The following is a 16,772-nucleotide window of genomic DNA, read 5'->3' as shown; positions in this document are numbered from 1 at the left end:
GATCACAAAGAAGAGTTTCGCAATGCGTACTGAAACCGGCCAGACATTCCGCCTCGAAGATTATCGCCCGACACCTTACGCAATTCCTCAAACGAAACTCGATTTCACACTTGAGCCCGAGAAAACGATCGTTCGCGCCGAACTGACTATTGAGCGCCGCGCTGGAACGGCTGCTGATACACCACTTGTTCTGGATGGTGACGAGCTGAACTTCGTCAGCATCAGCCTGGATGGGAAGGCGCTCAATGATAACAGCTACTCAGTGACGCCGGATAAACTCGAAATCACTGACCTTCCCGACGCTGAGCGTTTCACTCTGGAAATCGTCACCGAAGTGAACCCCACTACAAACCGGCAGCTTTCCGGGCTTTACCGCTCAAGCGATGTCTATTGCACGCAATGCGAAGCAGAAGGTTTTCGGCGCATCACCTATTATTATGATCGTCCGGACGTTCTCTCAGTTTATACGGTTCGTATTGACGCCGAAAAGGCTGCTACACCAATACTGCTCGCAAATGGCAATCCAGTCGAGCACGGCGCTGTCGTCGGTAATGCCGACAGGCATTTTGCCGTCTGGCACGACCCACACCCCAAGCCTTCCTATTTGTTCGCCCTTGTTGCTGGCTCGCTTGATGTCGTGAAGGATCATTTCACGACACAATCAGGGCATCCTGTCGACCTCGCCATCTATGTTGAACATGGCAAAGAGGATCGCGCACTTTATGCGATGGATGCGTTGAAACGTTCCATGCGTTGGGACGAAGAAAAGTTCGGCCGCGAATATGATCTCGATGTCTTCAACATCGTTGCCGTCTCGGACTTCAATATGGGGGCTATGGAAAACAAGGGCCTCAATGTCTTTAACGACAAATATGTGCTGGCCGACCCGGAAACGGCAACGGATGTCGATTATGCTGGCATCGAAGCCGTGATCGCGCACGAATATTTCCATAACTGGACCGGCAATCGCATTACCTGCCGCGACTGGTTCCAGCTGTGTCTCAAGGAAGGCCTGACAGTTTATCGTGACCATGAATTTTCGGCCGACGAACGCTCGCGTCCGGTAAAGCGCATCGCAGAAGTGAAAATACTGAAAGCCCAGCAGTTCCCAGAAGATAGCGGTCCTCTTTCACATCCGGTACGCCCACGTGAATATAGCGAGATCAACAACTTCTATACGGCGACTGTTTATGAAAAAGGTTCGGAAGTGGTGCGTATGATCCGAACGATCATCGGCCCCGAACTGTTCCGCAAAGGTATGGATCTCTATTTTGAGCGCCATGATGGCGATGCTGCAACCATTGAAGACTTCATCAAAGTTTTTTCCGATGTCTCCGGCCAAGACTTCTCGCAATTTGCGCTCTGGTATGATCAGTCGGGCACACCAAAGGTTGAAGCGAGCTTCAGTTTTGATGCGGCAAAAGAAACTTACACCATCAGTTTCACGCAATCCCTCGCACCCACGCCCGGTCAGCCGGTAAAAAAACCGATGCATATTCCGATCGCCTTTGGCTTGTTGGGATCGGATGGCAAAGATATTCAACCTTCCTCTGTCGAAGGTGGAGATGTGCACGATGGCGTCATTCATCTGCATCGTGTTTCGGAAACGCTAACGTTCCATGGGATCAAGGAACGCCCAGTCCCCTCGCTGTTGCGTGGTTTTTCCGCCCCGATCAATCTGGTCTCACCGCTTAACTCGGAAGACCGGGTCTTCCTCGCTCTCAATGACAGCGACCCGGTTGCCCGCTGGCAGGCTCTGACCGGCATCTTTACGCAAGCCTTGCTAGAAGGCGCCAAACGAGTACGTGGCGGCTACTTGCCGGAGACCGATACTAAAATTATCGAACTTGCCGGACGTATTGCCTCGGATGAGAGCCTTGATGCCGCTTTCCGTGCACTATGTCTGACTTTGCCAAGCGAAAGCGACATTGCGCGTGAGATGGGCGAGAATGTTGACCCGGATGCAATCTTTGCAAGCCGCGACCATCTGATTGCTGCGATTGGTTCCGCCTATGCGAAAGACTTCGCAGCACTTTACACACGGCTGGAGCAACAGGATGCATTCTCTCCTGATGCTGTATCAGCGGGCAAGCGCGCTCTGCGGAATGTGCTGCTTGATTACCTCAGCCGTCACGAGAATAGCCCGGCGCGTGCTGCGCAGCAGTTTGCAGACGGCGATAACATGACCGAACGTGCAGCAGCCTTAAGCGTGCTGGTGCATCGCTTCGGCGATAGCCATGAAGCCCAGGGGGCGCTTGCGTCATTTGAAAGACGCTTCGGCGACGATGGCTTGGTGATGGACAAATGGTTCATCGTGCAGGCAACCCGACCGGGCGACAAGGCACTTGAAGCCGTTCGGACCTTGACGAAACACAAGCTGCTTTCGTTTGATAATCCAAACCGGGTACGCGCATTGATCGGCGCATTCTCGGCGAGCAATCCAACGGGCTTTAATCGCAAAGATGGCGCGGCTTACAACTTCTTTGCCGATATCATTCTGGCAATCGACCCAGAAAACCCGCAACTCGCAGCTCGCCTTCTCACAGCATTGCGGTCGTGGCGTTCGCTGGAAGATGCCCGTCGTGAACATGCTCGTGCAGCCCTCGCCCGCATTGCAGGGACGCAGAAGCTGTCGACTGATCTACGGGACATCGTCGACAGAACGCTTGCTTGATTCGCGAATCAGCTGATTGATTCTCTACTTCATCAAACTCGGCCTCTGAACAGGCCGGGTTTGGCCGTTGCGCAGATATTCAAGCAAAGCTGCATAAAACCTGAAAAGGCTTCCGGCTTTCATGAGTCTTTTCAGGGTGTTAGATGGGCGCGCTCTCAAACTGATTCCGTTTAACAGATTGAGATTCAACGGAAAATCCAAATTCACGAATGGTGTTTTTTACGTCTCGTTAACGAATTCACTGGACAGCACGAATCACTTTTGATTCATTGATGTTGTTCGGAGATGGCGTATTCCGAAACATTTTGAGTAGAGATTTCAGTTCACGCGGCAAAAGCAGTTCTGGGCGGACAGCGCTTTGAGCGCATCTTGGGAACTGTTACGGCAAATCAAAGAGGGGCCAATAGATGGCGAGCACCGACGCGTACGACGCGACGGCGGGGAAGCATCGCGACTCCGGACGGAAGCGAAAGAAAGGCAGGCTTTCTGGCCATGCCAAGCTTCTTGCAGGCCCTGCTTATGGCAAATTCGCAGCGGTTGAACCCGCGTTGCGCCGCCTTGTTCCGGCTCTCATCATCATATTCCTGATCATACTCGGTGTGGCTCGTGTTTTCTCGATGCTGTCATGGCGCGAAGACATTGAGCTTCAGCACAAAGCCGCCCTTTCTGCTGCAACGGCCAATCTGGCGCAGATGATTGAGCGTGCAGCCAATGGAACGCAGGCTGGCGCTCAGATGTCGCCCAAAGACCTCGATAATACAATTGCCGAATTTCGGTCGCGCGGACTGTCCTCCAGCGGCATGACCGTTGCTCTGGTCAATGATGACTCCGTTATCGTCACCGCTTCCGGCCCTGCAACGGACATCATCGGCAAACGGGCTGACGATGTGTTCAGCGACATCCAACCGCTTTTCATGTTTGCGGAGCGCGCAGGCGTTCTGACCATCGTCATGAACGGTGAGGCCGCTTACGGCACGGTATCCAAACCTATGACCGTGCCCTATGCGATTGTAGCCGCGGAACCGGAAAGTACGATCTTTGCCGAATGGAAGCGCGCAGTCTCCCTGAACGTGACGCTGTTTGCAGGCACGACAGGCGTGATGTTTGCCATCCTTTATGCCTATTTCAGTCAGGCAGCGCGCGCTCGCGAAGCTGACGACCTTTCCGGGCAGATTCAGCGCCGCATCGATATGGCGCTTGCGCGTGGCCGTGGTGGTCTATGGGATTGGGACATGGCGCGCGGACGCATCTACTGGTCGCGCTCAATGTATGAAATGCTTGGTTATGAAGCGCAGGATGCGGTTCTCGCCTTTGGCGACGTGTCAGCGATCATCAATCCAGAAGACGGCGATCTCTATTCAATCGCTGAACAGGCTGCGGCTGGCGACATTTCCCACGTCGATCGGGTATTCCGTATGCGCCATGCCGATGGTTCATGGGTCTGGATGCGAGTTCGTGCGGAAATTGCCGCAGAGAATGACCTGCATCTGGTGGGCATCGCCTTTGACGTCAGCGAACAGCACCGTTTTGCGCAGCAAACGGCTGAAGCCGATATGCGCATCCGTGAGGCTATTGAAAACATTTCCGAGGCCTTCGTTTTGTGGGATGCCAATAATCGTCTGGTGATGGCAAATTCCAAGTTCAGTGAATATGCGGGGCTTCCAGTCTGGACACTGAAGCCAGGCGTTCCGCGCAATGAAGTCGATGCCCATACACGCCCATTCAGCTTTGAGCGTCGCATGGCCAACGAGCATAACCGTGCGGGTGGTCAGACCTTCGAACGACAGCTGAGCGATGGACGCTGGTTGCAGGTCAACGAACGCCGCACGCAGGACGGCGGACTTGTTTCCATCGGCACCGACATTACGCAGATCAAGCAGCATCAGGAACGTCTGGTTGATAGCGAACGTCGCCTCATGGCAACCATTCACGATCTTTCGATAGCCCGTAAGGGCGAGCGCGACCGCGTTCGTGAACTGTCGGAACTGGCTCGTAAATATGGTCAGGAAAAGGAACGCGCGGAAGCTGCAAACCGCGCGAAGTCTGAATTCCTCGCCAACATGTCTCATGAGTTGCGCACGCCGCTCAACGCGATTATCGGTTTCTCCGAAATGATCCAAGCCGGCACTTTCGGGCCACTTGGTTCCGATCGCTATGAAGAATATATCAACGACATTCACACCAGCGGCAACTTCCTGCTCAACGTTATCAATGACATTCTGGATATGTCGAAGATCGAAGCTGGTCATTTCTCACTTGATCGCGAAGAGATAGACCTTTGCCCGCTGATCAATGAAACCGTACGCATGATCTCGCTGCAGGCAGACGAAAAGAACATCACAGTCGAGACGCGTATCGAAGAAGCGATGCAGCTCAATGCAGACCGTCGTGCGGTCAAACAGGTGCTGATCAATCTGCTTTCCAATGCGGTCAAGTTCACCTCGCATAACGGACACATCACTGTACGCGCTCGTAAAACCGGATCGGCTCTTTTCATGACCATTCAGGATACAGGCGTAGGCATTCCAAAGTCTGCCTTGCGGAAAATCGGCCAGCCGTTCGAGCAGGTGGAAAACCAGTTTACCAAGACGCATAGTGGCTCAGGTCTTGGCCTTGCAATTACGCGCTCACTTGCAGAACTGCATGGTGGCTGGCTGCGCATCCGCTCGACCGAGGGCATTGGCACTGTAGTTTCCGTCTGCATTCCAGACCGCAGACAGAAAGCCATCGTCAGTCATGAGGCAGAAATCCACGCAGCCTGATTGGCGCTAGAGCATTTCACGTTTCAATTTACCCCATGGAAATGCGCCATCTGTTTGCTTCGGGATGCGCTTAATAGCAAGGCGTGAAGATGCTGACGCATCACGCCTTGAAAAAGTTCAATCGCCACTTGGGCTTAACCAAAACTCCATGAGTCATACTCATGGAGTTTTGGTATAAGTTTATTTGATCAACTCATCAAAACTGGCCCGAACACTTGTCGCCAGTTCCGCCAATTGATGTTCGACGCGCTTGATGTCCGGCAATTCGGCAGCGCGACAGAGAAGGTCGATCATCCCCGGAATGAACTCTTCCCGCGACGCGTCGCTACCAAGGCAGAGGCGAATTGTTTGGCTGAGATTGGTGTAGAAGCGATGTGCCTCCACCAGCATGTCGCTTGATGCTGGATCGGCAAAGGACGAATCCAGTCCTGAAAGCACATCTTCGGTTCCAAGCGGTCTGGGCTCAGTGACCAGCTTGCCCGTTAGAACTGCAAATTGCGCGATAAATTCGAGATCGACAATGCCACCGGGTTTCAACTTGAAATCCCAGTCATCGCGCGGTGGCTTTTCCTGATAGATAAGATCGCGCATTTCGCGCACGTCTTTTGCGATCTTCGTTGTATCGCGTGGTGCTGAAAGCACCTCATCGATCTCGCCTTTGATGAAATCAATAAAATCAGCATCGCCATGGATCGGGCGAGCACGCGTCAGTGCCATATGCTCCCATGTCCACGCTTCACTACGCTGATATTTGCCAAAAGATTCAATATGTGTAGCAACCGGCCCCTTATTACCAGAAGGACGCAGCCGCATATCAACTTCATAAAGCACGCCCTCGGCTGTCGGCGCAGACAGTGCAGCGATCAGACGCTGCGTAAGGCGAATATAATATTGGGAAGGCGCAAGAGGTTTTTCACCGTCGGTCTCATCGGTGTCAACGTCGTGATCGTAGAGAAGGATCAGATCGACATCAGAGCCAGCAGTCAGCTCGCGACTGCCAAGCTTACCCATAGCAAGCAACGCCACTTTAGCGCCCGGAACCTTGCCATGTCGGCGTTGTAATTCCGTCTCCACGGCCTCGAATGCCTTGCCGATCATAAGCTCAGCGAGATCGGAGAAAGCACGCCCTGCCCGCACACCATCAATCGCGCCGGTCAAAAGCCGGATACCGATCAGGAAACGATGTTCGGCTGCGAAGATGCGTAGACGATCAAGCACCTCCTCATAATCACTGGCTGATCCGAGAAACGCGCGGAGCCGCTCTTCCAGATAATGACGCGTCGGCATTTCTGAGAAAATTGCCGGATCGAGCAGACCATCAAAGACATGCGGATTACGTGTGATTACTTCTGCAAGACGAGGTGCCGCACTCATGATCATGACAATTAGATTAAGCAGACGCGGATTGGATTGCAGCAGGCTGAAAAGCTGGATACCCGACGGAAGCCCTTGTAAAAAGCTGTCAAAGCGCAGCAAGGATTCATCGGCACGTTTGGTTTCGGCAAAGGCTTGTAAAAGTGCGGGTGTCAGTTCGGTCAGGCGTTCGCGCGCCTCGGCTGATTGCGTGGCGCGATAGCGTCCAAAGTGCCAGGTGCGGATTACACGGCAAATATCGCTCGGCCGTTCAAAACCCATCGATGAAAGCGTTTCGAGCGTACCTGGATCATCAACATCACCGGTGAAGACGAGGTTGCCGCCGGTCGCTGTACCCAGTTCAGGGGCTTGCTCAAACAATGCCGCATACTGCTTTTCAACGACCTTGAGTGCAGCAAGAAAAACATCGGAAAACTCTGCTGGATCGGCATAGCCCATCATACGAGCGACGCGCGCAAAGCCTTCGTCGTCTTCCGGCAGGATATGCGTCTGTTCGTCGGCGATCATCTGAATACGGTGCTCAACGTCGCGCAGGAAATAATATTCCTTTGCAAGCGCATCGCGTGCTTTCTCGGTGATCCAGCCACGTTCAGCAAGCCGGGCAAGCATCGGCACGGTCTGGTTGCCGCGCAACTCAGGGAAACGCCCACCGGCAATCAATTGCTGCGTCTGCACGAAGAACTCGATTTCGCGGATACCGCCGCGCCCAAGCTTCACATTATGGCCACGCACGGCAATATCGCCATGCCCCTTATGAGCGTGGATCTGTCGCTTGATCGAATGCACATCGGCAATGGCGGCGTAGTCGAGATATTTGCGCCAGACATAAGGGGCGAGTTCGGCCAGCACCTGCAGACCGGATTCACGATCACCGGCAACTGGTCGTGCCTTGATCATGGCAGCACGTTCCCAATTCTGGCCACGGCCTTCGTAATAGTGCAACGCTGCGCCCACCGGAATTGCAAGAGGCGTTGATCCCGGATCAGGACGCAAGCGCAAATCAACACGGAAGACATAACCATCCGCAGTGCGGTCCTGAAGAATGCGGACAAGACGACGCGTCAACCGTGAGAACGTATCAACACGTTCATAGGGATCGATGATTGATGGGCGTTCGGAATCAATGAAAACAATGAGGTCGATGTCTGACGAGTAATTGAGCTCACGCGCACCGAATTTGCCCATGCCTAGCACAATCCAGCCGCTCTCTTTTTCAGGATTGGCTTGGTCGACAAGCTTGATCTTACCCGCACGATCCGCATCGCGAAGCAGGAAGCGAATGGCTGCACCAGTGCAAGCTTCGGCCAGATCGGTGAGCCAGCCGGTTGTCGTTTCCGTATTGAAAACCTGCCCTAGATCGCAAAGCGCAATCAGCACATGGGCTTCGCGCTTCAATCGGCGTAGATCGGACATAAGCGAAGTCTCGCTCGCACCCTCTTCCGCGCCACTGGCCGATATTTCGCCCATGATGTCACTGAGTGCAGTCTCGGGTGTTTTTGCAACTAGACGCTGCAGAATGCCAGGATGACGCGTCAGAGCTTCGCGAATGAAGGGGGAAAGATCTAGAACAGCAGCAAGAAATGCTTCCGCTTTGGGCTGATGCAACAGCGCATCGACATCGGAAAGATTTTCTTCCTTGGACCGCTGGATGAGATCAGCAAAAAACGATTTTGCACGCCCACTATCAAGGGGTGTCAGCCCACAAAGGTTTCGGTCGAAAAACAGTGCCTTTGTGTCTTCAGCCGCCATGGTCCCCTCATTCATGCGAGTATTAAGATCAGCTGTCCTTCAACAACGGAAACTCGAGAACTGCACGCAGGCCCGGTCCATTGTCTTCCAGACGCAGAGCGCCACCGTGCAACTTCATAACTGCCTTGGCAAGACTTAAACCAAGACCCGATCCGGGCTGCGTACGGCTTTCCTCAAGACGCACGAAGCGTTCAGTTGCCTGCTCACGTTTATCTTCCGGGATGCCGGGGCCGTTATCAGCCACCACAATGCGTACCCACTGCTGATCACGTTCCATGGAAAGCGTGACTGTTGCGGTGTTTTCACTATTCAGCGCATATTTAATGGCGTTATCGACAAGGTTAGAAACGGTCTGACCGACAAGCTCACGATTGATATGCAAAGGCACGTCAATCAGATCACCAAGAGTAAGCTTTACGCCAGCGTCTTCGGCAACCGGCTCATACATTTCCGACACATCGCTGACGATTGGCGCGACCGACATATTCTCCAGATTTTCCGAAGAATAGCCCGCTTCCAAGCGTGAGATCATAAGGATCGCATTAAAAGTACGGATCAGCTGATCGGATTCGCCGATGATGTCTTCCAGCGCTTCACGATATTCCGTTCCTGCTTTTTTGCCTGAGAGAGCTTCTTCCGCCCGATTGCGCAAGCGGGTGAGCGGCGTCTTGAGGTCGTGAGCAATATTATCGGATACCTGCTTCAAGCCTTCGTTGAGCTCGAGAATTCGTCCAAGCATGACATTGAGGTTGCCAGAAAGACGATCAAACTCATCGCCGGAACCATTAACAGGCAACCGACCAGTCAGATCGCCATCCATAATGCGTTGCGAAGCACGCGAAACTTCATCAATACGCTTGAGTGCTCGACGGCCCACAAAGAACCAGATCAATAGCGCGCCAACACCCATAATGCCGAGCGCCAACATAAGCGATCGGCGTACCAGATCGCGGAAGCGTTCCGGTTCACCAAGATCACGGCCAACCAGAAGACGCATGCCATTCGGAAGCGCGATCACCACGGCAATTGCGCGATGCTCGGTTTCCGTGCCCTGCTCACCATAGCGGCGATATTTGAAGGCTCGTTCAACGATGCCGTCAGTGTCCAGAACGCCCGGCTCAACGCCTTCTACGTTGCCAGAAAGAATCCGCCCCGATGGATCAGCAACGAGATAGAGATAGGCGCCGGGTTGACGCGACCGATAATCAATCGTGCGTACGAGCTGCGGAATGCCGCCACGCGCATAGGCCTTACCAATGCTCGCAACTTCTTCACCCAGTGCTTCCTGCGTCTGGGTATTGATTATCGAAGCGGAAAGATTGGTCATGTAAAAGACCAATGCCACCGCACCAACAGCAAACAATAGCAAATAGAGTGTCGATAGTCGCGCAGCCGTCGTGCGCATGAGCGCAGAAAAGCGACCCATCATTCCACCTTGGCACTCGCTGATGAGCTTTTAGCGCGTCCAGCTTTCAACATGTAGCCGGCGCCACGCACTGTATGCAAAAGCGGGCCATCGAAGCCCTTCTCGATCTTGGAGCGCAGACGCGAGATATGGACGTCGATCACGTTGGTCTGAGGATCAAAATGATAATCCCAGACATTTTCAAGCAGCATAGTACGTGTCACGACCTGACCTGCATGGCGCATCAGATATTCGAGCAGACGAAATTCACGCGGCTGAAGTGTGATGTCTACATCCTGTCGGCGCGCAGTGTGTGCGAGGCGATCAAGCTCCAGATCGCCAACACGATAAATCGTGTCCGCTTCGCGGGGGCTTGAACGGCGCTGCAAAACTTCAACACGAGCCAGAAGCTCGGAAAATGCGTAAGGTTTGGTCAGATAATCGTCACCGCCTGCGCGAAGTCCTGTCACGCGATCATCCACTTCGCCAAGGGCGGAAAGGATGAGAACCGGCGTTTCCATGCCTTTGGCACGCAGTCCGGCGACCACAGAAAGGCCATCGCGCTTCGGCAACATCCGGTCAACGACCAGCACATCATAGCTACCGTTTTCAGCCAACGTATAACCAATCTCACCATCGCCAGCAATGTCGGCAGAATGGCCAGCCTCGATAAAGGCCTTCTCAAGATAGCGGGCCGCTTCGCGGTCGTCTTCAATAACGAGAATCTTCATGGCGCCACCCTAAAGCATGTCGGGGAAAAGTTGGAACGAGTTTCTTCCTTTGACGACACGCGTAAAAACAAAGTTCGATGTGGTAAATGGAGCAATGCCAGGCGGACTGACCGCCTGGCATCTGAATTTCAGACACTAATTGTCCAGACGATCATCATTATCCCTGATCGATAGGCAGCGCCACGAAGCGGCTCTGATCATTGCTCTGGAGCTGCAACAATACCGCCTTACGACCAGCCTTTGAAGCTTCGGTAATTGCCTTATTGATGTCTGCGGCGTTCTTCACCACCTGATTGTTGACGCTTACGATCACATCGCCGGAACGAATGCCGCGATCAGATGCATCGCTGTCAGGGTCAACATTTGTGACCACCACGCCATCACCTTCTTCAGAAGGGGTGACAGTCAGACCATACGAGTCGAGGGTTTCACCCTGCTCGGTATCGCCACCACCACCGGACTGGGTGTCAGCCTTTCCGAGATCCTGCGGCATGGCTGCAATGGTGATATCGACTTCTTCAGCCTTACCCTTGCGCCATACAGTCAGAGCAGCCTTTTCGCCCGGGATAATGTTCGCAACCTTGCGAGCAAGATCGCGTGGGTCCTGAACTGTCTCACCATTGACGGCAGTGATTACATCACCAGCCTTGATACCAGCCTTGGCAGCCGGACCATCGGCCTGAGGCGATGCAACAAGTGCGCCCTTTTCTTCTGCAAGGCCGAGCGACGCGGCAATGTCCTTGTTTACCGGCTGAATTTGTACGCCGATCCAACCGCGTTCAACTGAGCCCTTCTTGATCAGCTGATCGACAACTTGCTTGGCGGTCGATGCAGGAATTGCAAAGGCAATACCCACGCTGCCACCTGAAGGAGAGAAGATGGCGGTGTTGATGCCGATAACTTCACCGGAAAGGTCGAAGGCTGGACCGCCGGAGTTACCCTTGTTCACTGCAGCATCAATCTGAATAAAGTCGTCGTAAGGACCTGCACCGATGTCACGACCACGAGCAGAGACAATACCGGAGGTTACAGTACCGCCGAGACCGAAAGGATTACCGACTGCAACGACCCAATCACCGACGCGGATCTTGCTGTCATCGCCGAGTTTCACATAAGTGAACTTGCGCTTTGAATCGTCAATTTTCAGTACGGCGAGGTCAGTGCGTGGATCGGTGCCGATCAGCTTGGCATCGAGTTCTGTGCCGTCGTCGAGAACGACGCTATAGGCATCGCCATCTGAAACAACGTGGTTGTTTGTGACAAGGTAGCCATCCTCAGAGATGAAGAAGCCGGAACCCTGTGCGACAGGGCGCTCATGGCCCGGGCGACCCTTTGGAGCTCTGCCAGGACGACGGCTATCAGGACGTGCATCGCCGCGCGGTTCCATACCAAAATCACGGAAGAAGCGCTTCAATGGATGGCCGTCTGGGAGCTGATCAAATCCGGGAGGTCCGGAAAACTGCGAACCGCTGTTTGCTGTTTCCTGAACATCTTTCTTGACACGAACACTGACGACTGCCGGACGAACCTTTTCGACCAGATCAGCAAAGCCAGCTTGCTGGGGCGGAGTGACACTTACGGCTTCCGCACGGGCATTGTTCATCACGCCCATCGGGCCGGTGGCAACGAAGGCACCAGCCAGCGCGGCCGACAGCGCTACTGCTGCAACACCCTTGCGGTACTTTGAAGTTATGATCTTCGACATCTGTCTCTCCTTACGAGCAGCAATCTCGGACCAGGAATTTCCACCAAGGCAAATCCGGTCCTGTAATCCTTTATAGAGCACAAGATAGTTCGAGCTACCTTACCGCTCAATTTCCGGAAAATGAAAGTTTTGTAAGGTTTGGGTTCAATTCAGGAGAAGAAAAAGATCTTATTTGTCATCAAGAAGCCGGGAAAGCTCGGCTTTTTCACGCTCAGACAAAGGCTTTTGGACCTCGACGACCGCATTTCGTCTGCGGAAAGCAATGAACAAAGCAATTCCACCAAACAGCAAAACAAGAACAGGGAAACCCCAAAGAAATGCCGTCTGGGCATTGAAACGAGGTTTCAGCAGAACAAATTCACCATATCGATCAACGACAAAATCCATGACCTGCTTGTCAGAATCGCCCGATGTCAGGCGTTCACGCACCAGAATACGAAGGTCACGCGCTAATTCAGCGTTGGAATCATCAATCGATTCGTTCTGACAGACCATGCACCGCAGCTCTGCCGAGATCTGCCGTGCCCGTTTTTCCAATTGCGGATCAGGCAATATCTCATCCGGGTTCACCGCAAGTGCGGCCGACCCGTAAAATGACAAAAGGACTGCCAGGAAAAGTGCTGTAAACCCTCTCGCAATCTTCATGCTGCGGCCTCAGCGGGCTTGGATGAAGATTTACGGGCCTTCGATGGTGCACCAACACGCAGGCGCCGATCGGCAAGCGAGAAGATTGCACCAATCATCATGACCAATGCGCCATACCAGATGAGCGTCACATGCGGTTTCCACCAGACGCGTACAACGATGGAACCATTTCCCGGCTCATCGCCCAAAGCAACGTAAACCTGACTGAACCAAAGTGTGCGAATGCCTGATTCCGTTGTTGGCATCTGTCGAGCCGGGAAGAACCTCTTCGACGGCTCAATCAGCCCCAAGTCACGGCCTGAGGAATCCAAAAGCGTGAAGCTGCCGCGATTTTCAGTGAAGTTGGAGCCGGTGAGAGGACGTAATCCTTCAAAGCGCAACGAATATTCGGCAACTTTTGTTGTTTCGCCCGGCCGCATCAGCAAGACACTTTCAGTGCCGTAAGTTGTGACACTGACGATGCCGAGCAAGGTCACGCCGAGGCCGATATGTGCCAGCGCCGTTCCAAAGACGGAACGCGGCAGACCTTTGAAGCGAGAAAATGCTTTGCCTGCCGAAACCTTGCCGATACCTGCCTTCAGCCAAAGATCGGTCAGGCTTCCAAGGATCAGCCAAACGGCAAGACCAATACCCAGCGCGGCAAGTACGGAATGGGCATTGCTACGCCAAACCACAATACCGACAGTGATCAGTGACAGAGCGAAGGCAGTCATCAGCCTTTGTGCGACACCATACAAATCACCGCGTTTCCACGCTAGCAACGGACCAAATGGGACTGCCAACAACAGCGGAATCATCAATGGTCCGAAGGTCATGTTGAAGAAGGGAGCGCCGACAGAGATCTTCTCTCCGGTCATCACTTCCAACAGCAGGGGATAGAGCGTCCCAATAAGGACGGTTGCAGCAGCAGTCGTGAGAAAGAGGTTATTGAAGACCAAAGCGCCTTCACGCGAGATCGGCTGGAACAGCCCGCCTGAAGTCAGACTCTGAACACGAAGTGCAAAAAGCGACAGCGACCCACCGATGAAGATCGCGAGAATAGCAAGAATGAAGAGACCGCGCCCCGGATCGGTCGCGAAACTATGCACTGAAGTCAACACGCCGGAACGCACAAGGAAAGTGCCAAGCAATGACAGCGAGAAGGTCAAGATCGCTAACAACACGGTCCAGATTTTCAGCGCCGACCGTTTTTCCATGACGATTGCCGAATGCAGCAAAGCAGTACCGACCAGCCATGGCATGAAGGACGCATTCTCAACCGGGTCCCAGAACCACCAGCCGCCCCAGCCGAGTTCGTAATAGGCCCAATATGAACCCATCGCGATACCGCCGGTCAGAAACATCCAGGCGACCAGCGCCCAAGGGCGAACCCAGCGCGCCCAAGCCGCATCAAGGCGACCTTCGATCAGCGCTGCTACGGCAAAGGAAAAACAGACTGAAAATCCGACATAGCCGAGATAAAGCAACGGCGGATGGATCGCGAGACCAATATCCTGAAGGATCGGGTTTAGATCGCCACCTTCAATCGGCGCGGGGATAATACGCGTAAACGGATTGGACGTGAAAATGATGAAAGCGAGAAATGCTGTTCCGATCCAACCCTGAACACCAAGCACATTTGCGCGTAGCGTTTCTGGCAAGTTGCCTGAAAAGGCAGCAACCAACGCACTGAAGAAGCTAAGGATCAACACCCAGAGGAGCATCGAGCCTTCATGATTGCCCCAAACGCCGGTAATTTTATAGAGCATCGGCTTTTGCGAATGCGAATTCTCGACAACGTTCAGAACTGAGAAGTCAGAGACCACATAGGCGAAAGTCAGAACTGCGAAAGAAAAAGCAATAAGAGCAAAAACAGCCAGTGCAGTCGGCACGGCGACGCCCATCAGCTGCATGTCTCTGCGCTGTGCGCCAACAACAGGCGCGATTGACTGCACCACTGACAAAGCCAGTGCGAGAACAAGCGCGAAATGACCAATCTCGACATTCATAGGCTTTTTCCAGTTTCAATCTCAATTACTGGCTCGATTACTGGTCCAATATTCATCATTGGCCCTCCCACACGCCTTTCTTCTTCAGGCTGTCGGCGAGATCTTTTGGTACGTAATTTTCATCGTGTTTGGCGAGAACATTGTCGGCGCGGAATACACCGTCAGGGCCAAAACGGCCTTCAGCAACCACTCCCTGACCTTCGCGGAACAGATCAGGCGCAATCCCTTCAAACACGACATTGACGGTTTTGATTGTGTCCGTGACGGTGAAATGAAGTTCGCTACCCTCACGAGTAACCGAGCCTTCTTCAACAAGGCCACCAAGCCGGAACCGCGAACCCGATGTAATTTCCTGCTCTGTCAAATCAGCTGGCGTACGGAAAAAACGGATGTCCTGGCTAAAGGCCATAAGCATAAGACCGACAGCGATTGCGAGTACGACCAGCGCACCGCCGATCAGCATGAGGCGCTTGCGCTTCCTCTGACTGACAGTGCGGGCTAAGCTGCCTGCAGGTTTCGTGTTGCGTCCATTACCTTCTGCAGTTGCACTCATTGTGTTGCGCTCCCTGCTTCCAAACCTAGTCCTGCGGCAAAGCTTGTCAGCTCCGTCCGCTTTTCACCATCCAGCGCCGCAACTCCACGTTTGAGTGCATCGAGTGCTGCATCGCGGCGATTGAGGATCATATAGGAGCGCACGAGACGCTTCCAGCCATCGATATCCCCGCTGTTTTCGCGAAGACTTTCATCAAGACGTTGAACCATACCCTCAACCATCGCCTGACGATCTTCCGGGCTCATGGATGCTGCAGCGTCTACGTCGTCTGTCGTGGGTCCTTTGGCTGGCGCGGACGGTGCTAGCGATCCTCGAATGCGCGCAATTGTCTGCTCAACCTGAGCACGCCATGGCGCATCTTTCGGTGCATTATCAAGGAAAGTCTGCAACCTTGTAATGGCGCTGTCGGCATTGCCGTCCTGCATTTCGCCCTGTGCAAGATAATATTGCGGGCGGATATCGTTGGGTTCGAGCGCTGCTGCTTTTTCAAACAGACCCTCTGCCTCTGCAGTGATTGGTCCACCTGAAACAGCAATCAAAGCTTCGCCAAGACCAAGGATACGAGGGAAATTTTCACCCTCAAGACGAATGGCCGAACGATATGCATTCACTGAGTCGGCGCCTCGGCCTATACGCAAATAAATCGGCGCCAGAACATCCCAGCCGCGAGCGTCATTGGGGTTTTGAGCCAAGTGTGATTCAGCGCGGGCAATAAGCTCATCAACCGAACTGTTCTGTGGGCTGTTAGCCAAGCGTGCAGCAAGTGGCATGGACGGCGTATCGGGCGCGCCAAAAAGTGGATAGACACCCCAGGCGATAAGGGGGACAGCCAATACAGCTGAAAAAGCCAGCAACCGTCCTGAGCGAACCTTTTTCACCTCGGCAGCAGCGTCGGCGCTGCTCTTTTCAGCACTGAGTATACGACGGGAAATTTCGATACGTGCTTGCTCCGCGCTGGGAGCATCGATCATGCCGCGCGCAGCATCGGCCTCTACTTCGCGCAACTGGTCTCGATAGACCTCTAGATCGTTTTTTTCAGGGGGCAAAAATTCTTGCTTGTTCCGCGTCAGCGGCAACAAAACAGTCAAAGTTGCTGCAAAAGTCAGCAGTGCGGCAGTCAACCAGAATTCCATGGCTGAGACTTAATCTCAGCGAAGGCAAAAACCAACTCGAAGGACGTGGAATT

General features: G+C 53.6%; 10 protein-coding genes. 2 read left to right on the top strand and 8 right to left on the bottom strand.

Going from position 1 to position 16,772, the window contains the following annotated elements; genetic code table 11:
• The first annotated feature begins 22 nt into the window (after positions 1-22).
• Together pepN and KMS41_02960 are read left to right on the top strand one after the other, a co-directional pair.
• The gene (gene pepN, locus KMS41_02965) at positions 23-2,674 is read left to right on the top strand and encodes an aminopeptidase N (GenBank protein QWK78222.1); all 2,652 of its coding nucleotides are present in this window, start codon (positions 23-25) and stop codon (positions 2,672-2,674) included.
• Positions 2,675-3,081: 407 nt separating this feature from the next.
• On the top strand, positions 3,082-5,436 hold the full coding sequence (locus tag KMS41_02960) for a PAS-domain containing protein (GenBank protein ID QWK78221.1): 2,355 nt from the start codon (positions 3,082-3,084) through the stop codon (positions 5,434-5,436).
• Between the two features lie 180 nt (positions 5,437-5,616).
• Here the strand turns inward: KMS41_02960 and KMS41_02955 are convergent, their stop codons facing one another.
• The 8 genes from KMS41_02955 to ccmI all read right to left on the bottom strand — a co-directional run bounded on the left by KMS41_02955 (position 5,617) and on the right by ccmI (position 16,719).
• Positions 5,617-8,559: a bifunctional [glutamine synthetase] adenylyltransferase/[glutamine synthetase]-adenylyl-L-tyrosine phosphorylase gene (locus tag KMS41_02955; protein ID QWK78220.1), complete on the bottom strand. Its 2,943-nt coding sequence runs from the start codon at positions 8,557-8,559 to the stop codon at positions 5,617-5,619.
• Between the two features lie 28 nt (positions 8,560-8,587).
• Positions 8,588-9,988, bottom strand: coding sequence for a HAMP domain-containing histidine kinase (locus tag KMS41_02950; GenBank protein QWK78219.1), 1,401 nt, complete (start codon positions 9,986-9,988; stop codon positions 8,588-8,590).
• Positions 9,985-10,695, bottom strand: a complete 711-nt coding sequence (locus KMS41_02945) for a response regulator transcription factor (protein QWK78218.1) — start codon at positions 10,693-10,695, stop codon at positions 9,985-9,987. The genes KMS41_02950 and KMS41_02945 overlap by 4 nt, the downstream gene beginning before the upstream one ends.
• Positions 10,696-10,852: 157 nt before the next feature.
• Positions 10,853-12,400, bottom strand: coding sequence for a Do family serine endopeptidase (locus KMS41_02940; protein ID QWK78217.1), 1,548 nt, complete (start codon positions 12,398-12,400; stop codon positions 10,853-10,855).
• Positions 12,401-12,568: 168 nt separating this feature from the next.
• On the bottom strand, positions 12,569-13,045 hold the full coding sequence (locus KMS41_02935) for a cytochrome c-type biogenesis protein CcmH (protein QWK78216.1): 477 nt from the start codon (positions 13,043-13,045) through the stop codon (positions 12,569-12,571).
• Positions 13,042-15,033, bottom strand: a complete 1,992-nt coding sequence (locus tag KMS41_02930; GenBank protein ID QWK78215.1) for a heme lyase CcmF/NrfE family subunit — start codon at positions 15,031-15,033, stop codon at positions 13,042-13,044. The genes KMS41_02935 and KMS41_02930 overlap by 4 nt, the downstream gene beginning before the upstream one ends.
• Positions 15,034-15,088: 55 nt before the next feature.
• On the bottom strand, positions 15,089-15,586 hold the full coding sequence (ccmE, locus tag KMS41_02925) for a cytochrome c maturation protein CcmE (GenBank protein ID QWK78214.1): 498 nt from the start codon (positions 15,584-15,586) through the stop codon (positions 15,089-15,091).
• On the bottom strand, positions 15,583-16,719 hold the full coding sequence (gene ccmI / locus KMS41_02920; GenBank protein ID QWK78213.1) for a c-type cytochrome biogenesis protein CcmI: 1,137 nt from the start codon (positions 16,717-16,719) through the stop codon (positions 15,583-15,585). The genes ccmE and ccmI overlap by 4 nt, the downstream gene beginning before the upstream one ends.
• Positions 16,720-16,772: the final 53 nt, after the last annotated feature.

The sequence above is a fragment of the Ochrobactrum sp. BTU1 genome (assembly GCA_018798825.1).
GTDB lineage: Bacteria > Pseudomonadota > Alphaproteobacteria > Rhizobiales > Rhizobiaceae > Brucella.
Note: the sequence above shows the minus strand (reverse complement) of the source record. Positions and strands in the feature narration are given on the sequence as shown.